A 19542-nucleotide genomic window follows, 5' to 3' on the forward strand; every position below is an offset into this window, starting at 1 on the left:
TCCGGGTCCAGGGGTTGCTGCGCTACCTCTACGGCCCGGGCACCAACGGCGAACATCACAACCCGCACATCGGGGCGGGCTTCGACGCCGCCGGTCCGGCCGCAGGCATCCGGGCGCCGCGCAGGCGCCCTCTCCCGACCGCCGGGCGAGCGCCCGCGCCCGGCGCGGCACGGGAAGGAGGTGGGCCCGAGACCCGATTCGAACCGGCGCGCAGCCGGTGAGTTCAGGCGGCCGGTACTCCGTCCGACCCCCGTCCCGGCCGCCGACGCAGTCAGGGATCGCTGCGGAGCAGGGCCCGTGGAGGAGCGACATCCTCCACGGGCCCTGTTCACAGCTTCCTGCGCCAGACCTGCCCGTGCACGACGTCCCCGAAGCGCTCCACCGGGTCCTCCTGCTCCTCCAGGACGAACCCGGCCCGCTCGTACAGGCGGTGCGCGGGACGCTGCAGCGCCGTCGTCCACAGCATGATCTCGGAGTAGCCCGCCTCGGCGGCGAAGTCCACGCAGGCGCCGACCAGCGCCGCCCCGACGCCCGTACCGCGGGCCCGCGGCTCGACGTGCAGCAGCCGGAGCTGCGCGACGTCGTCCTCCCGCCGGACGCAGAACACGGCGCCCAGCCGCTCCCCGTCCGACTCGGCGATCCAGGCGTTCTCCCGCTCCGGGTCGTGCCCGCGCACGTAGTCGGCGACGACGGAGGCGACCAGGGCCTCGTAGGTGCGGTCCCAGCCGCACTCCGCGTCGTAGAGGGCGCCGTTGCGCTCCACCACCCAGCCGAGGTCGCCGGGGCGCAGCGGGCGCAGAACGAACTCGGCTCCGCGGGGGCGCTCCCCGAGGACGTCCTGGACGGTGCGCATCGCCGCGAGCAGGCGGCGGCGGTCGACCGGGTCCAGGCCGTCCAGCAGCTCGCGGATCTCGGCGACGGACCGCTCGTCCAGCAGGGCGAACACCTCGCGGCCGCGCGGGGTGAGCCGGACGATCTGGCGCCGGGCGTCCCCCGGCGCGCGCTCCCGCGCGACGAGGCCGTCGGTCTCGAACCGGGCCAGCATCCGGCTGAGATAGCCCGCGTCGAGGTCGAGGGCGCGGCGCAGGGCCAGCACCTCGCTGTCCTCGCGCTGCGCCAGCTCGAAGATCACCCTGGCCTCGGTCAGCGAGTACGGCGACCGGACGACCCCCTCGCCGAGCACCCCGATGACGCCGGTGTAGAAGCGGTTGAACGCGCGGATCGTGCCGACGTCCTCCCGGGTCGCCTCCATGCCCGCCTCCTAACGTTTGACTCAGTCAAACATTAGGCGAGACGGGCGCCGCGCGCCACCCCCAGGGGTCGTCAGACGTTCGCCTCGGCCTTCGCGGGCCGCAGTTCCCGCGCGTCGCGGACCACCCTGCGCTCGACGAAGAAGGTCATCAGCGGCACGACGCCGCCGAGCACGATCATCACCATCCGGCCCAGCGGCCAGCCGGTGCGCCGCCACAGGTCGTAGGCGACCGCCAGGTAGACCATGTAGAGGAAGCCGTGGACGGGCGCCACGATGCCCGCGAGCGCCGGCATGTCGGTGGGGCCGTACTTGAGGATCATGCCGATCACCAGCAGCACCAGCAGCGTGCCGACCACCAGCGCCAGGATCCGGTACCTGGCCACCGCGCCTTCCACAGCAAACGCACCTTTCGTTCGGCGGCCCCTCGGGCGGGGCGGGCCCCCATGGGCGGGGTGTGCGGGACGCGGGTCAGCCGCGCCCGCGGCTCTCGGAGTTGAGCCGCGCGAGGTAGCGGTTGTACGCCGCGAGCGCGGGGTCCTCTTCCTCCTGCTGCCGGATGATCTCCCGCTTGACCTCGGCCTCGGCGGGCTCCTCGATGGTCCTCGGCGCGGGCCGCACCCCGGCCCGCTCGTCCCGGATCATCTTGACCCACATCACGATCACGAAGATCGCGAAGATCGGCCACTCGAACGTGTAGGCCCAGCTGCGGTCGTTGCCGCCCTGGGCCCGGTCGAACTGCCACCAGCCGAAGCCGAGGAACGCGCCGCACAGCACGATGGCGAGCGCGTGAAGCCCGAGCCAGCCGGGGGTGAGGAACCGTCGCACGTCACCGAGCCTACCCCCGGTCCGGCGGCCCCCGACCGCGACCCCGGCCCGGCGCGCCGGGCCGTCAGGAGGGCTCCGGGCCCACGTAGACGGCGCGGGGGCGCAGCGGGCCGCGCCGCCCGTACTCCTCCAGCGCGTGCGCGAGCCACCCGGCGGTGCGGGCGACGGCGAAGACGGCCTCGCCGGCCCCCGGGACGAGCCCGGCGACGGCGCCGAGCGCCGCCAGGGAGAAGTCGACGTTGGGCTCGGGCAGGCGGCGCCGGGCGGCCTCGGCGAGCACGGCCTCCGCGGCGGCGAGCCGGTCGTGGCCGGGCGCCGCGGCCCGGACGAGGTCCATCAGCAGCGCGGCGCGCCCGTCGCCGGACTTGTAGACCGCGTGCCCGAACCCCGGCACGGGCTCGCCGCCGCGCAGCCGCTCCCCGACCACGCGGGACGCCGCCTCCGGGTCGGCGACTTCCGCGATCAGGCGTTCCGCGCCGTAGGACGCGCCGCCGTGCAGCGGGCCGCTCAGCACTCCGAGCCCGGACGCGACGACCGCGTAGGGGTCGGCGCGCACGGACGCGGCGACCCGCGCCGCGACGGTGGAGGCGGCGAGCTCGTGGTCGGCCAGCAGGATCATGGCGGCCTCGAACGCGCGCAGCAGCCCCGCGTCCCCAGGCGGGTGCGGGCACAGCCGGTTCCAGAGCCGCTCGGCGATCCGTCCGCCGCTGCCCTCGCCGCCCCGTCCGCCGCCGGGGGCCCGGTTCGCGGCGGGCAGGGCCTCGACGAGCCCGGCGATCAGCGCCCGCCCGGTCGCGACGACGCCCTCGGGATCGAGGTGGTGGCGCAGCGGGTCGGTCGCGGCGAGCGCGGCCGCGATCAGGTGGAGGCGGTCGAGCGGGAGGAGCCCCGGCGGCAGGCCGGACTGGGCCGCGACGGCCGCGGCGACGCCGTCCGCCCTGGCCCGCCAGGGCTCGGCGCCTTCCTCGGGCTCCCCGGGCTCGTCGCGCCCCTGCCACAGCCAGGCGGCGACCTCCTCGAACGTCCGGCTCCCGGCCATCTCCAGGGCGTCGCGGCCCCGGTAGTAGTGGCGGTCGGCGCCGAGCGCGGTGATCGCCGACTCGATCGCCAGCTCGCCCGGCCCCGGCGGGCGGCGGGGCCTGCCGCGCCGGGCCAGCTCCTCCACCTGTGCGGCCTCGAACAGGCTGCGGCGGCCGTCCGGCGCCTGCCGGCGCCGCAGCACGCCCCGGCTCACGTACGCGTAGAGCGTGGCGGGCTTCACACCGAGCCGCTCGGCCGCGGCCTTGGCGTCGATCCACCCGCCGAGCTGCTCTTCGTCCGCCATCCTCATCCCCGTACATTGATTTTCGTCAATATTGATACACAGGATTGCCGGTGTCAATCTGGGGCCATGCCACAGATTCACTTCCTGGACGTCACCAACCGCGACGGCGTCCAGACGGCCCGGACGGGCCTGTCCAAGTTCGGCAAGACGATGGTCAACTTCTACCTGGGGCGGCTGGGCGTGGCGCAGTCGGAGATCGGCTTCCCGTTCCTGTTCCACGAGGTCCCCTACGTCCGGGCGCAGATCGCGCTGGCGGAGGCGGGCGCGTTCGGGGACCTGCGCCTTTCGGGGTGGTGCCGGGGCGTCGCTGCGGACGTGGAGAAGGCCGCCCGGGTCCGGGCCGGAGGGACCGGGCTCGCGCACTACAACCTGTCCATCTCGACGTCCGACTACATGATCGCCAACAAGTTCCGGGGCCGCCTCGACCGCGACGCGATCATCCGGGAGACCGTCGCGGCGGTCCGCGCGGCCAAGGCGGGCGGCGCGCGGACGGTCGGGGTCAACGCCGAGGACGGCTCGCGCACCGACGAGGGCTTCCTCACCGAGTTCGCGCTCGCCGCGAAGGAGGCCGGCGCCGACCGCGTCCGGTACTGCGACACGATCGGCGGCGACACGCCGGAGCGCATCAGGGAGCGCTTCGCCGGGCTCGCCTCCGCCGTCGCGATGCCGGTCGAGACCCACTGCCACAACGACCTCGGCATGGCCGTGGCCAACTCCGTCAGCGGCGCGCTCGGCGCCCTGGAGGCCGGCCAGGACGCCTGGATCAACACGTGCGTGAACGGCATCGGCGAGCGCTCGGGCAACGCCGACCTGCTGTCGACGATCCTGGCGTTCCGCCACGGCTTCGGCCTTGAGGGGCGCGCCGAGATCGGCGATCCGATCGACCTCGGGTGGGCGCGCCGCTTCGCGCTGTGGGCGAGCTACGCGTTCGGCCAGCCGCTGCCCGCCAACCAGGTCGGCGTGGGACGGAACGCGTTCGCGCACGAGTCCGGCATCCACGCGGACGGCGCGCTGAAGGACCACGGCAACTACGAGCTGTACGACGAGGCGACGCTCGGCCCCTTCCCCGACGACTGGCACGCCCGTCCCGGCCGCGTCGTGCTGACCGGCGAGTACGGCGGCAAGGCGGGCTTCCGGCACGTGATGGACGGCCTCGGCGCCGAGCCCGCCGACGAGGACCTGGCCTTCCGGCTCGTCCAGCTCTGCAACGCCCAGACGGGCCGCCCGCTGACCGACGACGAGCTGCGCCTCATCGCCGCCCACCCGCGCGAACTGGCGCTGCTCTTCCCCGACCAGATCTCCTGATCGCGGATTCGGCCTGATTTGTCAGTCTGAAGCCCTACGTTTCCGGCATGGCGAGCAGCACGATGGCGGCAGGGGCCGCGCAGTCGTACCGGTACACGAGCCCGTCCGGGCTGGACGAAGGGCTCCTGGGGCTCTCCACGTCCGGCGGGACGACCAGCAGCGGGCCGCAGGCGCACCCGCACTTCTTCAGCGGCGTGCTCACGCAGCCGGGGGCCGCGGCGGCCGGACTGCTCGCCCTGGCCGACGTCGCGCAGACCCGGTACTACCAGCCGCGTCCCACCTCGTTCCGGGATCCGGTCGTCACGTGCAACGGCGACCGGATCCGGATGGAGTCCTTCTCCGCCTGCGGCGGCGTGTACGCCCGGCTGGACGTGCTGGAGCCGGCGCTGGACGGCGAGGTCCACGAGCGCGGCACGACGAACGTGGACGTGAACGGGCCGCTGCGCGAGGCGCTCGCCCGCGTGGGCGGGTCCGACCCGCTGCACCTGGCGGTCGGCGCCGGGGAGATGGCCGTCACCACGATGGACGGGGCCGTGGTGGAGAAGAAGGTCCCGCTCCCCGACCGCTGGCTGCGCGGCTTCGCCGAGGTCCAGGTCATCACGGCCGGGTTCGACCCGCGCGGGGAGCTGGCCGGGCCCGACGCGGTGCGGTTCCTGCGGTCCCTGCCCCGCGGGGGGCGCGGGCCGCTGTGGGTCGTCCCCGCGGGCCGGACGCTGCGGGTCGCGGCGCGCCCGTCTCCCGGGGCGGTCTGCCTGGCGGGGCCCGACCGGCTGCGGACGCTGCTGCCGCTGCTCCGCTTCGCGAAGGCGCTCCGCGTCTACGGGCCGCCCGTCGCCGGCGGGAGCGGGCCGGTGTCGAGCGTCTGGGAGCTGGAGCTGCCCGGCATGCGGTACGTCCTGACCCTGTCGCCGCAGCACTCGCGCGGCTTCTCCGGGGAGGGCGCCGTGCTGGACGCCGTCTCGACCGACGAGGCGGCGGGGGACGCCGACCTGCTCGGCGCCCTGCTGTCCTTCGAGCCGCGCGTGGAGCCGGGCCTCCTGGCCGAGCGGTCGGGGCTCCCGCTCGCGCGGACGAAGGCGGCGCTGGTCCAGCTCGGGACGTCCGGCCGCGTCGGCTTCGACACCGCCGAGGCCGCGTACTTCCACCGCGAACTGCCCTACGACCCGGCGCGGGTGGCCGACCTCAACCCGCGCCTGCGTTCGGCGCGCGCGCTGGTCGCGGAGGGCGCCGTGCGGTTCACCGCCGAGGACGCGGCGGTCGTCTCCGGCAACGGCGGCGAGCGCCAGGTCCGCTTCGACGGCGACCGCGCCACCTGCACCTGCCCGTGGTGGTACGACCACCGGGGCGGGCGCGGCCCGTGCAAGCACGTCCTCGCCGCCCGGATCGTCCGCCGCGAGGCGAGCGCGGAGGCGGCCCGATGAGCGCCCGCGAGGACGACCTCCAGAAGGCGCTCCACGCCGGCGACGTGGAGCTGACGGCGCGCCTGGTCGCCGAGCTCGACGACGACGCCCGCCGCGCCGTCGCCAAGGACCTGCCCGACCGCCTGAAGGCGATGCGCGCCGCGACGCGCCACGGCGAGCTGCCCCACACGACGCTGGAGCCGCTGCTGGTCGCCGGCGCCGGCACGCTCGGCGGGCCGGCGGCCGCGGCCGCGTGGCTGTGCCGCCGCGACCTGCGCGTGTGGTGGACCCAGGACGGCCCCGCCCGGACCTGCGAGGCGCTGCGCGCGGTCACGTCCACGCGCCCGGACGAGTGGCGCGCCGAGGTCGCCCGGCGCGTCGCCGCCCGGTTCCGCGTCTCCGGCGGCGAGTCGCTGCTGTGGCACATGGCGGCGGTGCTGGCCGAGTCGGCCGGGACGGTCCCCGAGTCGGACGGTTTCGTGGTCGGCTGGGTGACCGAGCGCGACCTCCCCGACGCCGGCGACCCGTTCCTGGACGCGCTCGTCCCGAGGCTGTTCGACGTGGAGGCCGTGGGAGGCACCCTCGCCGACGACGGGGCGAGGCCCCAGTGGAACCGTCCCCGCATAGGCGGCTGGGCAGGCGCCCTCGCCGGCCTGGCCGCGACCGGGCGGCTCGACCGCGCGGTCCTGCTCGACGGCTGCGTCCGCCGCTTCCTGCGCGGCGGCACCGCCCGCGACCTCCGCTGGTTCATCGCGCTGCACGACACGCTGGAGCCCGACGACGACGAGACGGCCGCCCGCGTGCGCGACTACGTCCGCCTGCTCCCGGCCGCGCCCTCGACCGTCGCCGGACTCGCCCTGCGCCAGGTCCGCCGCGTCGACGACCAGGGCGGGCTCGACGCCGCGCTGTTCGACGAGGCCGCGGACGCGCTGCTGTTCCGTCCCGAGAAGAAGCTCGTCCAGGCCGCGCTGATCTGGCTCGACCGCACGGCCCGCAAGCGCGACCGGGTCGACGCCACGCTGCGCGCCGTCACGGCCGTCTTCCACTCCGACGCGCTCGACCTGCGCGAACGCGCCGTCGCGATCGCCGCCAAGCACGCCGCCCACGCGAGCGAGGCCGTCCACGAGGAGGTCCGTGCCGCCGCCCGCGACCTGCCCGCCGTCCTGCGCGAGCCCGTGGCCGCGGCGTTCGGCGCGGTCGAGACGACCGACGACTCCGAGCGGTCCCCGGGACCGCCGCCCTTCACCCCGCGCGAGGCGCCCGCCCCGATCGGCTCCCTCGACGAGCTGGCCGAGGAGTTCGCGGTCCTGCTGCGCGCCGACGAGGAGTGGCGCACGTCCGAACGCTTCCTGGCCGCGCTCGTCGAGTTCGCCTACCGCGACCCGGAGGCGACGCGCGCGGCGCTCCGGAAACCCGCCGGCGACGTCGCCCCCTGGCTCACCGACTCCGACCGCCACGGGTACTGGCGCGCCTACGTGAAGGCGAGCTGGATCGCGCTGCCGGTGCGGAGCCTCCTGCACCCGCCGAAATCGCACGGCCTCAGGGATGCGCTCGCCTCCCTCCTGAAGGGGCGGTCCCGCGCGGCCGGGACGGTGTTCAGCCCGCAGATGGAGCGCTTCCTCACCCTGCGCAGGCACGAGATCGCGTCCATGGTCGGGAAGGTGCCCGTGCTCCTCGCGACCCCGACCGCGGGCAGCGGCCACGTCGACCCGGACGTGCTGGTCGCGCGGCTCGAACGGATCGAGGCGGCGGGCGCGGAACCGGGGCGGGCCGACCTCACGCAGGCGATGCTACGCGTGCCGCGCGAGATCGACCCGGCCGCGGTGGGACGCGCGCGGCGGCTGGAGTCCAAGGCGGGCCGGACCCTCGCGGCCTGGCTGGCGGACGGCGGGCTCGCCGACCCCGCCGTCGAGTGCACGGTCCTCGACAAGCCCCTCGCGAGCGTCCGCGGCCGCACGCTGCGCCTGCCGACCCGGATCCTGTCCACGGTGGACGTCCCCGGCGACTCCGACATCGCCCACCTGTGCGCCTTCCCCGAGGACGGCTGGACGGACTTCGGAACGGCGGGGATCCACGCGGCCCAGGGGTTCTGGCCGTCGGTCCTGCCGTCCCACCGCGAGGTGACCGCCGCGCATCTCGCCCCCGACCTGGCGGGCGCGAGCGAGGAGGAGCTGGGCCAGGGCGCCGTCATGCTCGACCTGGCCGGGGCCGACGGGCCCACCGGCTCCGCCACCGGGACGCTGCTCGCCTGCGCGCTCGCCCACCGGAGCCAGAACGAGCGCGCGGACGCCGTCGAGGCGCTGCTCGTCCTCAGCGCCCGGGGCGACCTGCCGGCGGCCGAGACGGGCACGGCGCTCGGACGGCTCGCCGCCCTGAAGCGCCTCACCCTCCCCCGCGCGGTGAAGGCCCTCACGGCGGCCGCCGACGGCGGCGGGCACGCCGGAGTCTGGGCGATCCTCGCCGCGGCCCTCCCGCACGCGCTCCCCGCCCCCGGCGAGCGCGCCGTGACCGGGGTCCCCGACCTCATCGCCCTGGCGACCCGCCTGGCGGAGACGACCGGCGCCCGGGACGCCGTCCCGGGCCTTGAGGACGTGGCCGCCCGCGGCGGTTCCAGCCGCCTGGTGAAGGAGTCCGCCCGCCTGCACCGCACGCTCGCAACGTGATGGGCCAGGCCGGTGTTGGAAGAGGAGCTGGTCCGGTGTGGGACGCTGAGCCCGGCGGAAGGAGCGCTGAACGATGACCGAGACCCTGGCGTTCGGAACGGTCGACACCGTGCTCGGCCGCCTGCTCGTCGGCGAGACCGAGACGGGGGTCGTCTCGCTGCACTTCCGCGACACCCCGGCCGCGCGCGCCCGCACCGCCAAGGCGACCGCGCTGCCCGTCGTGGACGCCCCCGCCCGCCTCGCCCCGGCCCTGGCGGCCCTGCGGGACTACTTCACCGGCGACCTGAAGCACTTCGAGCTGCCCATCGACTGGCGGCTGACGTCCGACGTCCAGCGGCAGGTGCTCTCCACGCTGTACGAGACCGTCCCCTACGGGCAGGTCCTCACCTACGGCGACCTGGGAGAGCGCAGCGGCACCGGCGTCCACGCCCAGGTCATCGGCCAGGTCATGGGCTCCAACCCGATCCCTCTGATCGTCCCCTGCCACCGCGTCGTCGCCTCGAACGGGCTCGGCGGCTACAGCGGGGGCTCCGGCGTCGAGGTCAAGCGCTGGCTCCTCACCCTCGAAGGCTCCGTCCCCGCCACCCTCGACTGGGACATCGACCGGGGGCCGTGACCTCCCGGGCCGCGGCGGGCGGCGCTAGGCCTTCGCCTGGGCGTAGGTGACGCCCGTGAGGTTCTCGGACACGTCCCAGAGGCGCTCGCCCAGGCCGGGACGGTCCGCCTGCCGGGGCGTGACGACCTTGGCCGGAGCGCCCCGGTACTGGAACAGGCGGGGGCCGTAGCAGGCCCCGCCGCGCACGTCCGGCGCCGTCGCGGCGTAGAGGGACGGGAGCGCGCCCGCGGCGGCCGACTGCGCCATCACCGCGTTGCCCAGCCCGGTGGCCTTCTCCATGAGCGTGTTGCCCTGCATGCGCGGCCCCGCCTGCTGCAGGTTCGTCGCGGCGTAGCCGGGGTGGGCGGCGACGCTGGTCACCTCCGGGACACGCCGGTCGAGCTCCTTGGCGAAGACCAGGTTGGCGAGCTTGGCCTGGCCGTAGGCGGTCCACTTGCGGTACCGGCGCTCGCCCTGCAGGTCGTCGAAGTCGATACGGCCCGTCCAGGCGAAGCCCGAGGTGACGGTGACGACGCGGGCGGACGGGGCGGCGCGCAGCGCGGTCAGCAGGAGGCCGGTGAGCGCGAAGTGGCCGAGGTGGTTCGTGCCGAACTGCATCTCGAAGCCGTCGGCGGTGGAGCGGCGCGGGATCGCCATCACCCCGGCGTTGTTGACCAGGATGTCGAGCGGCGCCTCGCCGTGCCGGGCCGCGAACTCCCGCACGGACGCCAGGTCGGCGAGGTCGAGGGAGCCCAGGACGAGGTCGCCCTGCGGCGCGGCGGCCTTCATCCGCTCCAGGGCGGCCCGGCCGCGCTCGGCGCTGCGGCAGGCCAGCACGACGGACGCGCCGTGCCGGGCGAGCTGGAGCGCGGTGTGGTAGCCGATGCCGCTGTTGGCCCCGGTGACGATCGCCCGCCGCCCGCGCAGATCGGGGATGTCTCCGGCCGTCCATCCGCCCATGGGGGCACCTCCACGTCCTGTCGCGAATCCACAAGTTAGACGGGCCATCGAATACGAGGCAACGCCCGCGCGGTGTGGCGCGATTCACACCCCCGGCGAACGCGCCCCCCGGCCGGAGGGCGCGTTCCCGGTCAGGCCGGAAGGGCCCTCTCGATGGCGGTGACGACCTCGGCGGACTCCGGCTCGGTCTGGGGCGCGAAGCGGGCCGCGACGGCGCCGTCCGGAGCGATCAGGAACTTCTCGAAGTTCCACCGGATGTCGCCGGTGTGGCCCTCGCCGTCGGGGACGCCGACGAGCTCCCGGTACAGCGGGTGCCGGCCCTCGCCGTTGACCTCGACCTTCTCGGTCATCGGGAACGTGACCCCGTAGGTCGCCGAGCAGAACTCGGCGATCTCCTCGGAGCTGCCGGGCTCCTGCCCCATGAACTGGTTGCAGGGGACGCCGAGGACGGTGAAGCCCCGTCCGGCGTACGTCTCCTGCAGCCGCTCCAGGCCGGAGTACTGCGGGGTGAGGCCGCACTTGGAGGCGACATTGACGACCAGGACGGCCTTGCCCCGGTACTGCTCGAGGTCCGCGGGCCCGCCGCGCAGGCCCTCGATCTCTACGTCGAAGACAGACATGGGGCCGATCCTAGGAGATCGCTCCGCGGATCGGCCGCGTCCTCGCCGCTGACGCCGCCGGCGGGCGGGTGGTTCCCGCCGCCGGCCGCCCTCACGCCCTCGGGGCGCCGGTCAGTTGCCCAAGGCGTTCACGAAGGCGGCGAGCTGGTTGCCCGCGTTGCCCAACTCACTGAAGGCGTTGTTGACCACTCCTGCCGCATCCGTCGGTGAGCTCAGCAAGTAGAAGATGACGAAGGCGATCGCCACATAGCGGAGGTTCTTCTTCATCCGTAACGCCATCCCTGTCCGTAGCGCGCGACACAATCGACCCGATCTCCATTGTGCCCAGCCGCGTCTGCCCGCAAAGCGCGATTTTACTGTGACGTACGGGCAACTTCATGGTGGCGTCGCGAAGAGAAGCCCCGCACCGGCGGGGGTACGGGGCCCGGGACCCGGCGTTCAGTTCGGGATGGCGCTCATGAACTGCGACAACGACTCGGCGGCGTTGCCGAGCCCGCTCAGGGCGCCGTTGACGAGATGCGCCGCCCCCTCGGGCCTGCTGATGACGTACCACGCCGTGAAGGCGATGGCGGCGATCTTCATGTGCTTCTTGTTCATTTCAACCACCCTCTGCGGTCGATCACTTACTCTCAGTGATTCCCCAGGGTGGCCTAAGAGAGATCAAGAGGGGACAAAGAGCAGGTCAGGTCCCCTTGGCGTGCCGGTGGAGATAGTCGATGTAGAAGGGCCGCAGGGCGTCGGCCATCTCGCCCTCCCCCGCGTGCGTGAACTCCTCCAGGAGCGACAGGCCGTGGAGGAGGTCGAACTCGGCGCGGCCGACCTCCCCCGTGGCCGCCGCGGCGGCCGGGATGGCCCGCAGCAGGTCCCACACGAAGCCGACGTCGCGCCGCTCCTTGGCGACGCCCATCGCTCGCTCGTACAGCTCCTTGGACGTCAGGTCGTCCAGATTCCCGCCGTCCGGCGTCTGTTCGGACATGATCCGACTCTATTCGAGCGTCCGGCCCGTCACCTCGCGCCGGGGGGCGAGGCTCCGGGCCGGGACGTCACTTCGTGATGACGCTCGGCGGGATCTCCTGGTCCTGCTTCAGCGCGCCGAAGAGCGTGGAGGCCTTGGACCTGTCCCAGGTGATGTAGGACCCGGCGGAGGCCGAGCTCCCCGCGCCCCCGATCGGGACGGTCGTCGTGACGCCGCCGCCGCCGCTGACGCCCTTCATCGCCCACATCATGCGGACCAGGTCGTACAGGTGGTCGCCGTCGTCCACCAGGAAGTTGCTGGTGGCGTTCATGGCCAGCGGGACGCTGCGGAACGGGTTGAGCATCGTGCCCGGACTCGTGGCCTTCTTCATCAGCGCGCCGAAGAACTGCCGCTGGTGCTCCACGCGTTCGAGGTCGGCGCGGGCGAAGGCGCGGGTCCGGACGTAGCCGAGCGCCTCGCCGCCGTCCAGCGTCTGGCATCCGGCCTTGAGGTTCAGCCCCGCCTTGCGGTCCTTGATGTTCTCCTTGACGCAGATGTCGACGCCGCCGACGGCGTCCACGACGCCCACGAAGCCGCCGAAGCCGATCTCGGCGTAGTGGTCGATGTGGAGCCCGGTGGCCTTCTCCACGGTCTGCACGAGCAGCTTGGGCCCGCCGAAGGCGAACGCCGCGTTCAGCTTGTTCGAGCCGTGCCCGGGGATCGGGAGGTAGGAGTCGCGCGGCAGGCTGATGAGGGACGTCCCCCCGGAGCCGTAGTGCAGCAGCATCATCGAGTCGGTGCGGCGCCCGGAGGCGAACCCGGTCGCGAGGCGCTTCTGGTCGTCCTTCGACAGGCCCTCGCGGCTGTCGGAGCCGACGATCAGCCAGTTCGTCCCCGGGGTGTCGGCGACCCGGCCCGCGTAGTCCACGAGGACCGACTCGCGCTTCAGCCGGGAGTCCAGGTAGAAGTAGCCGCCGACGACGACCACCAGGAGCACGGCGAGGAGGCCGCCGAGCACCCGCGGCCAGCGCCGCCGGCGCCGCCGCCGGTAGGGCCCGCCGCCGTGGGGGCCGCCCTGGTCGGCCCGTCCCCCGGCGAGCTGGTCGCCGGCGTACGGGTCGTCGTAGGGGTCCCCGTAGGTGTCCCGCCCGTAGGCGGCGTGGTGGTGCTCCGCGCGTGCGGAGTTCTCCCTGCTGCGCCCCACGGGGTCGCCCTCCTTGCGTGTCCGGCCCTGCGGCCAGCCGTCGGTCATGCCGTAGACCCTAGACAACCCGGGCGTGCCGCGCGTCCGTCCGGCGCATGATTGTCCACACCGACAAATCACCGCGCTCTGGGAGGAAAGAAGCGGACACCGTCCCCCTTAAGGCGCATGCTGCCGCCGGCCGGTAGTACGCGCGCACGACGGCGCACGTGCGCACGACGGCCTTCTCCCGGCGGGAGCGCCCCGCCGGCCGTTCCGGCGCCGCCCGGCTAGATGTAGAGGCCGAACCCTCCCTCCTCCTCGCGGGGCGGGGCCTCGGGCAGGTCCTCGGGGCGCAGCAGCGCGACCTCGGCGGGGTCGATCTCGCCTGCCGCCGCGTCCTCCTTGGCGGTGATGCGCTGGGCCTGCCGGGAGATCGTCGCCTCCAGCAGGTTGCGGACGAGCCGGGCGTTGCCGAACGAGGAGCCGCGCGGCTGGGCCGCGACGAGGCGGCGGAGCCCCTCCAGGATGCCGGGGGCGAGCGCGAACCCGTCCTCCGCCGCCATGAACTCGAAGATCGTGACGAGTTCGTCGTCGGAGTAGTCGGGGAAGCGCAGCCGCTTCGGGAACCGCGACTTCAGCCCGGGGTTGGCGTCCAGGAAGCGCTCCATCTCGGCGTCGTAGCCGGCCACGATGACCACCAGGTCGCCGCGGTGCTCCTCCATCAGCCGCAGCAGCTCGGCGATCGCCTCGTGGCCGAAGTCGCGCCGGTCGCCGCCGCCGGACGCCAGCGTGTAGGCCTCGTCCACGAACAGCACGCCGCCGAGGGCGCGGCCGACCGCGTCCCGCACGCGCGGCGCGGTCTGCCCGATGAACTCGGCGACGAGGTCGGCGCGGCTGACCTCCACCAGGTGCCCGGACGACAGCAGCCCGAGCCGGGCGAACACGGCCGCGATGAGCCGCGCGATCGTCGTCTTGGCCGTGCCCGGGTTGCCGGAGAACACCATGTGCCGCGCCGGGGGCGCCGGCGACACCTTGGCGTCGCGCCGCAGCTGCTCGGCGCGGACCTCGGCGACCAGCGCCGCCACCTCCCGCTTGATGTCGGCCAGGCCGATCAGCCGCTCGACCTCCGCCAGCGGGTCGCCGGGGACGTCGTCGCGGCCGCGGGTGAGGGTGTCGGGGACGTCCTCCGGCAGGATCACGTCGAGCGACTCGTCCTCGTCGACGATCCCGTCGGCCAGGACGCGGCGCCCCTGCCCCGCGACGGCCCGTTCGAGCAGGTTCGTCATGATGCGGACGTTGCCGACCCCGCGCTCGCGCGGCGCCGCCTCGACGAGCGCGCGCACCTTGTCCAGGACGCCGGGGGCCAGCTCGAACCCCGAGTCGGCGGCCTTGGCGGTGAACACCTCCACCAGCTCCGCGTCGGTGAGGTCGGGGAAGCGGAGCGTGCGGGGGAAGGCGGCGGCGAGGTCGGGGTGGGCCTTCAGCAGCCCGTTCATCTCCGCCGCCGGGCCGGTCAGCACGACGACGAGGTCCTCGGTGTGCGCCTGGACGCTCGTCAGCAGCACGTCGAGCACCTCGCGGCCGCGCGCCGCGTCGGCCGCCGCCGACACCAGGGCGTGCGCGTCGCGGACGACCAGGACGCCGCCGTGGGCCTGCTCCACCGCCCTGCGGACGCGCAGGACGCTCTCGCTGGCGTACTCGCCGAGCAGGTCGGCGCGCTCCACCTCGACCGTGTGGCCGGACGACAGCACGCCGAGGTCGGCGTAGATCCGGCCGAGGATCCGCGCGACCTTGCCCTTGCCCGTGCCGGTGTTGCCGGTGAAGACCAGGTGCCGCAGCCGGGTCCGCGCCGTCATGCCCGCCTCGCGGCGCAGCCGGGCGGCCTTGGCCTCGGCGACGAGCGCGTCGACCTCCCGCTTGACGGGCTCGATGCCGACGCAGGCGGCCAGCTCGGCGAGCGGGTCGGACTCGGCGGGACGGCCGGCGATGAGCCGCTGCGGCAGGTCCGCGGCGGTGATCTCCAGGGGTCCGGCGCCCGTCCCGTCCTCCCGGGCCCGCCGGTCCGCCGCGGCGACGGCCTGGCCCGCCATGTGCTCCACCAGCCGGGCGCCGCGCAGGTTCAGCATCGGCGGGGTGCGGCGGAGCAGGGCGCCGGCGGCCGCGGCGACCTCCGCGCCGGCGCGCGCGCCGCGCCGGGCGGCGGCCAGGGCGAACAGCTCGGCGAAGTCGTCCTCGGCGAAGTCGCGGGTGCGGGCGACGTCGAACGCCCGGACCAGCGCGGGGTTGGCGTCGAAGAGCCGCCGGTCGCCGCCGGGGCGGCACAGGGCGACGACGTTGAGGGACGGCGAGCGCGCCATGAGGCGCCGCAGCTCCTCGGCCGCGGCGGCGCCGCACCGCTCGTGCGCGGCGAGCTTCTCCAGGTCGTCCACGACCAGGAGCATGCGGCCCTCCAGGCAGTCGCGGACGCGGGCCTGCAGCCACAGGACGGCGTCGCTCACGCCGAGCGAGGCGAAGACCTGGTCGGAGATCCACAGCGCCTCGCGGACGGCGCCGCCCTCGCCGAGGGCGGCCTCGACGATCTCGGCGGCGGTGCCCTTGCCGGTGCCCTCCGGGCCCGCGACGAGCAGCCGGACCGGCCGCCGCCCGGCCAGCCGGTCCGCCACGGCGTCCTGCACCGCGCGCGAGAGCTCCGGCTGCCCGACCAGCGGCGGCCCGCTCTCCTCGGCGGGTTCGGCCCGCTCGGCGGGGTCGGCGGCGTCCCGCCGGCCGTCCTCGCCGGAGCCGAACTTCAGCGTGTTGAAGACCCGCCGGACGGTGAACAGCCGCCGCAGGTCGGCCTGGAACGGGCGCACCGGCACCCGGGAGCGCGGGATGACCGGCGCCTCCGGCAGGCCCTGCGTCGCGCCGGTGAAACGCACCGCCATGTCCAGCCAGGCGCGGGCCGCGTCCGCCTCGCCCGCGACCAGGCCGCGCGCGAGCCATGCCCGCACGTCGGACTGCCACGCCTCGGCGGCGAAGCCCTCGCGGGCGGCGCGGAACCGCTCCTCCACGTTCTCGTAGCGGGTGGTGCCCAGCACGACCGCCAGTTCGGCCGGGACGACCGCGGCGTCGGCCGCCAGCAGCAGGCGCGCCAGCGCGGTGTCGGGCTCGGCCGTGTCGGCGACGGCCCCGGCCAGCCTCTCGTGCGCGGCGTCCAGCCCCTCGCACACCCAGCCGAGGTAGCCCACCGGCCCGGCCAGCTCGGGCAGGACGGCCAGCTCCTCCTCGGTCAGGCCGGAGACCCAGACGTCCTCCAGCCGCCGGTTGGGGACGGTCATGTCCGCCTCGCGCAGCGCGGGGTCGGCGGCGCGCCGGTCGAACAGGTCCATCAGCGTCCGCCGGCGCCGCTCCAGCGGCTCCAGGCCCTCGAAGACGTCCAGCCCGGCGCGCGCCAGCTCGAACATCACCGCGCGCCGCTCCCGGTCGTCCCCGGCTGGCTCGGGCAGCCACAGGCCCGGCGGGCGCCACCGCCCGCCCTGGCTGAACCACGCCAACGGGTCCCGCACGGCCGACTCGGGCGTCGCCAGGAACGCCGACAGCAGCTCGTAGTCGACGTCGCCCCGCGACCCGCCGCGCAGCGCCGACGCGCCCAGCAGGAACGTCAGCAGCGACCACTGCTCCGCCCCCGCCGCGCTGGTCCCGCTTCCGTAGAAGTCGCTGAGCTGCCGCGTCAGCACGACGGCGCGCTGGTCGGTGTTGTAGGCGACCGCGCGCTCGCGCATCTCCTCGTACAGGCCGTCGGGCACGCGCCAGGGGCCGTAGGCGTACACGTCGAGGACCGGCTCCTCAGTGAGCAGCACTTCGAGATGGTCCGGCAGCCGGGGGGAACTCACCTGGGGTCGTCTCCTACGCAGCGGATCGTCGAGGCAATCACATCCGACAAGCACCTTACGGCGCGTCACGATCACGCACACCCCTGTTGCGGCGGGTTGGCAGGCGGCCCGGCGTCCGCGATAGTTGTCGAACGGAAAATATTTGCCGGGTGATTCCGGCCAAAGCAGCACACAAGAGGGGAACCCCCCGTGTCACCTTTGGAAGTGACCACACGGCCGGACGGCGGACGCGCCGTCCTCAGGCTGTGCGGAGAACTCGACGCCGCGGGCTCGCAGGAGCTGCGCGTCCACCTCGACGAGGCCCGCCGCGAGCACGGCGACCACCTCGTGCTGGACCTCACCGACCTCGAGTTCATGGACTCGGGCGGCCTCTCGGTCATCGTCGCCTGCTACAAGGCCGCCACCGCGGCGGGCGGCAGCCTCGTCCTCGCCGGCCCCCGGCCCATCGTCCGCCGCGCCCTGGAGATCACGGGGCTGCACCGGCGCATCCCCGTCAAGAGGACCCTCCAGGAGGCGCTGGCGGCCGAGCCCGACCGCGCCTAGGGACGGCGCGGCCCCGGCGGGCGGCCCCGCCCTAGAGCGGGAGGGGGGTGGGGCGCTTGGGGCCGCGGCCGTCGCCGGAGGAGCGGCCCGTGGCCCGGCGGCCGATCCACGGCAGCAGGTAGGTCCGGGCCCAGTGGACGTCCTGGCGCCTCATCGTGAGCCAGTCGGCGGGGTCGAGAGGCGGCCAGGGCTCGCGCCAGTCGCCCTCGACCGGGACCCCGACCACCCCGGCGACGTAGAGCGCCATGCGCCGGTGCCCCTCGGGCGACAGGTGCAGGCGGTCCTCGTACCAGGCGCGCGGGTCGTGGAAGACGCGCAGCGGCCACAGGTCCACCACCGAGCAGCCGCGGTGGTCGGCGATCGCGCGCAGGTGCATGTTGTAGGTGGCGGCCTTGCCCCGGATGCGGCCGCCCGAGCGCAGCCCGCGCGGGTCGAACCCGGTGAAGACCACGACGCGCGAGCCGGTGGCGCGCAGCCGCCGGACCGCGTCGTCGAACACGACGGCGGCCGCGTCGGGGTCCGCGCCCGGACGGATCATGTCGTTGCCGCCCGCGCACAGCGTCACCAGGTCGGGCGAGAGCCCGACGGCGATCGGCACCTGCTCGTCCACGATCTGCCGCACGAGCTTCCCGCGGACGGCCAGGTTGGCGTAGCGCAGGTCAGGGTTCAGCACGGCGATGTGCTCGGCGAGCCGGTCGGCCCAGCCGCGGAAGACGTCGGTCTCGCCCGGGTAGGGGTCGTTCATGCCCTCGGTGAAGCTGTCGCCGACGGCCACGAACGTTCCGATCTTCTCCACTTCGCTCATCGCAACCCCCAGAGCGGATTCATGCTCGATCACGACGAACAATCATGCATCGTGCACACGACCTACGCGACCGTAGCCACCGGCCGGACCGCGCCGCGCCCCCCGCGCGCGGCGTCTAGGTCCAGCTGGGGGACGTGGTGCCGAGCTGCCCGCCGGGGGCGCCCTGCGCGGGGGCGCCCGCGTGGGCTCCGGCGGCGTGCACCGTCATCGCGTGCTTGACCAGCGTGATCAGCACCTGCTTGGTGGACTCGCGGCTCCGCGCGTCGCACTGCACGATCGGCACGTGCGCGCTGATCGACAGGGCGTCGCGGATGTCCTCGACGGCGTACTGGAACTCACCGTGGAACCCGTTGACCCCCACCACGAACGGCAGGCCGAGCTCCTCGAAGTAGTCCACCGCGGCGAAGCAGTCCTCCAGCCGGCGGGTGTCGACCAGCACGACGGCGCCGATCGCGCCGCGGACCAGGTCGTCCCACATGAACCAGAAGCGGTGCTGCCCGGGCGTGCCGAACAGGTAGAGGATCAGCTCGCTGTCCAGCGACACGCGGCCGAAGTCCATCGCGACCGTGGTGGTCGTCTTGTCCGGGACGGCCGACAGGTCGTCCACGTCGGCGCTGGCCGCCGTCATCACCGCCTCGGTGGTGAGCGGCATGATCTCCGAAACGGAGCCGACGAAGGTGGTCTTGCCGACGCCGAAGCCGCCACCGACGACGATCTTGACCGAGGTCAGCTCGGCCTCCCCGCCGTGCGGCCCCGGGACCTGGTCAGAGCTTCCGAAGGCCACTGAGCACCCTTTCTAGCAAGCGGAGGTCCGGCTGTCCGCCGGCGGTGGTGGGGGACTGCGACTGGTGCAGCCGCAGCAGCCCCTCGACGGCCATGTCGGCCACGAGGACGCGCGCGACCCCGAGCGGCAGGCGCAGCAGCGCGGACACCTCGGCGACCGAGCGGGCCGACCGGCACAGGTCCATGATCGCCCGGTACTCCGGGGTCAGCACGGCCACGTCCCGCGGCGGGTAGGGCGCCGCGGTGACCAGCGCCTCGATGGCCAGGTCGTAGCGCGGCCTGGTGCGCCCGCCGGTGACCGCGTACGGGCGCACGAGCGAGCTGCCGTCGTTGTCGTCGCGCTCGGGGGGCCTGCCCTGCACGGGGGCCCGCCCCTGGTCACCCGGCCAGCGGCCGCCGCCTCCGGGACCGCCCCCGAAGGGACTGCCTCGATCCATGTCGCCGACCTCCGTCAGAG

20 protein-coding genes are annotated in these 19542 nt (G+C 74.5%); 6 read left to right on the forward strand and 14 right to left on the reverse strand.

The features are described 5' to 3' along the window. A partial coding sequence (locus ABWI04_RS29615; protein ID WP_353834504.1) for a hypothetical protein occupies nucleotides 1-221 on the forward strand: 221 nt, incomplete at its 5' end. A gap of 107 nt (nucleotides 222-328) precedes the next feature. Here ABWI04_RS29615 and ABWI04_RS29620 read toward each other — a convergent pair. From ABWI04_RS29620 to ABWI04_RS29635, 4 genes are all read right to left on the reverse strand, one after another. After that, entirely contained in the window at nucleotides 329-1252 is a 924-nt protein-coding gene (locus ABWI04_RS29620) for a bifunctional helix-turn-helix transcriptional regulator/GNAT family N-acetyltransferase (protein WP_345184579.1), read from the reverse strand. A 71-nt stretch (nucleotides 1253-1323) separates the two neighbouring features. Next, a complete protein-coding gene (locus tag ABWI04_RS29625) occupies nucleotides 1324-1647 on the reverse strand; it encodes a DUF3817 domain-containing protein (protein ID WP_345184581.1) in 324 nt (107 codons plus the stop codon). Nucleotides 1648-1720: 73 nt separating this feature from the next. After that, complete coding sequence (locus tag ABWI04_RS29630) at nucleotides 1721-2077, reverse strand: hypothetical protein (protein ID WP_345184583.1); 357 nt, start codon at nucleotides 2075-2077, stop codon at nucleotides 1721-1723. Between the two features lie 64 nt (nucleotides 2078-2141). Continuing rightward, nucleotides 2142-3401 carry a citrate/2-methylcitrate synthase gene (locus ABWI04_RS29635; RefSeq protein ID WP_353834505.1) on the reverse strand — a complete coding sequence of 420 codons (1260 nt, stop codon included), beginning with the start codon at nucleotides 3399-3401 and terminating at the stop codon, nucleotides 2142-2144. A 66-nt stretch (nucleotides 3402-3467) separates the two neighbouring features. Between ABWI04_RS29635 and ABWI04_RS29640 the strand changes: the two genes are divergently transcribed. From ABWI04_RS29640 to ABWI04_RS29655, 4 genes are all read left to right on the forward strand, one after another. Continuing rightward, the gene (locus tag ABWI04_RS29640) at nucleotides 3468-4706 is read left to right on the forward strand and encodes a LeuA family protein (RefSeq protein WP_353834506.1); all 1239 of its coding nucleotides are present in this window, start codon (nucleotides 3468-3470) and stop codon (nucleotides 4704-4706) included. A gap of 47 nt (nucleotides 4707-4753) precedes the next feature. Beyond that, complete coding sequence (locus ABWI04_RS29645; protein WP_353834507.1) at nucleotides 4754-6127, forward strand: SWIM zinc finger family protein; 1374 nt, start codon at nucleotides 4754-4756, stop codon at nucleotides 6125-6127. Continuing rightward, on the forward strand, nucleotides 6124-8769 hold the full coding sequence (locus tag ABWI04_RS29650) for a DUF7824 domain-containing protein (protein WP_353834508.1): 2646 nt from the start codon (nucleotides 6124-6126) through the stop codon (nucleotides 8767-8769). The genes ABWI04_RS29645 and ABWI04_RS29650 overlap by 4 nt, the downstream gene beginning before the upstream one ends. A 73-nt stretch (nucleotides 8770-8842) precedes the next feature. Then, nucleotides 8843-9385 (forward strand): methylated-DNA--[protein]-cysteine S-methyltransferase, encoded by a 543-nt coding sequence (locus ABWI04_RS29655; RefSeq protein WP_345184596.1) that lies wholly within the window; start codon nucleotides 8843-8845, stop codon nucleotides 9383-9385. Between the two features lie 24 nt (nucleotides 9386-9409). On the opposite strand, the gene ABWI04_RS29660 is transcribed toward ABWI04_RS29655, so the two are convergent. From ABWI04_RS29660 to ABWI04_RS29690, 7 genes are all read right to left on the reverse strand, one after another. Then, nucleotides 9410-10324, reverse strand: a complete 915-nt coding sequence (locus ABWI04_RS29660; protein ID WP_353834509.1) for an oxidoreductase — start codon at nucleotides 10322-10324, stop codon at nucleotides 9410-9412. Between the two features lie 131 nt (nucleotides 10325-10455). Further along, on the reverse strand, nucleotides 10456-10944 hold the full coding sequence (locus tag ABWI04_RS29665; protein ID WP_353834510.1) for a glutathione peroxidase: 489 nt from the start codon (nucleotides 10942-10944) through the stop codon (nucleotides 10456-10458). 111 nt (nucleotides 10945-11055) lie between these two features. After that, nucleotides 11056-11211, reverse strand: coding sequence for a hypothetical protein (locus tag ABWI04_RS29670; protein ID WP_185025660.1), 156 nt, complete (start codon nucleotides 11209-11211; stop codon nucleotides 11056-11058). A gap of 171 nt (nucleotides 11212-11382) precedes the next feature. After that, the gene (locus ABWI04_RS29675; protein WP_179278923.1) at nucleotides 11383-11541 is read right to left on the reverse strand and encodes a hypothetical protein; all 159 of its coding nucleotides are present in this window, start codon (nucleotides 11539-11541) and stop codon (nucleotides 11383-11385) included. 85 nt (nucleotides 11542-11626) lie between these two features. Beyond that, on the reverse strand, nucleotides 11627-11920 hold the full coding sequence (locus ABWI04_RS29680) for a hypothetical protein (RefSeq protein WP_353834511.1): 294 nt from the start codon (nucleotides 11918-11920) through the stop codon (nucleotides 11627-11629). A 67-nt stretch (nucleotides 11921-11987) separates the two neighbouring features. Next, the gene (locus ABWI04_RS29685; protein ID WP_353834512.1) at nucleotides 11988-13151 is read right to left on the reverse strand and encodes an LCP family protein; all 1164 of its coding nucleotides are present in this window, start codon (nucleotides 13149-13151) and stop codon (nucleotides 11988-11990) included. A gap of 218 nt (nucleotides 13152-13369) precedes the next feature. After that, entirely contained in the window at nucleotides 13370-16954 is a 3585-nt protein-coding gene (locus ABWI04_RS29690) for an AAA family ATPase (protein WP_353834513.1), read from the reverse strand. Nucleotides 16955-17158: 204 nt separating this feature from the next. On the opposite strand from ABWI04_RS29690, the gene ABWI04_RS29695 reads away from it, so the two are divergent. After that, nucleotides 17159-17497, forward strand: coding sequence for an STAS domain-containing protein (locus tag ABWI04_RS29695; RefSeq protein WP_345184612.1), 339 nt, complete (start codon nucleotides 17159-17161; stop codon nucleotides 17495-17497). Nucleotides 17498-17528: 31 nt separating this feature from the next. On the opposite strand, the gene ABWI04_RS29700 is transcribed toward ABWI04_RS29695, so the two are convergent. The 3 genes from ABWI04_RS29700 to ABWI04_RS29710 all read right to left on the reverse strand — a co-directional run bounded on the left by ABWI04_RS29700 (nucleotide 17529) and on the right by ABWI04_RS29710 (nucleotide 19522). Next, nucleotides 17529-18302 (reverse strand): SGNH/GDSL hydrolase family protein, encoded by a 774-nt coding sequence (locus ABWI04_RS29700; RefSeq protein WP_345184614.1) that lies wholly within the window; start codon nucleotides 18300-18302, stop codon nucleotides 17529-17531. A 115-nt stretch (nucleotides 18303-18417) separates the two neighbouring features. Next, nucleotides 18418-19032, reverse strand: a complete 615-nt coding sequence (locus tag ABWI04_RS29705) for a GTP-binding protein (protein WP_345184669.1) — start codon at nucleotides 19030-19032, stop codon at nucleotides 18418-18420. Between the two features lie 34 nt (nucleotides 19033-19066). Then, nucleotides 19067-19522 (reverse strand): DUF742 domain-containing protein, encoded by a 456-nt coding sequence (locus ABWI04_RS29710; RefSeq protein WP_345184616.1) that lies wholly within the window; start codon nucleotides 19520-19522, stop codon nucleotides 19067-19069. Between the last annotated feature and the right edge of the window lie 20 nt (nucleotides 19523-19542).

Source organism: Actinomadura sp. NPDC000929, assembly GCF_040492065.1.
GTDB lineage: Bacteria > Actinomycetota > Actinomycetes > Streptosporangiales > Streptosporangiaceae > Spirillospora > Spirillospora verrucosospora.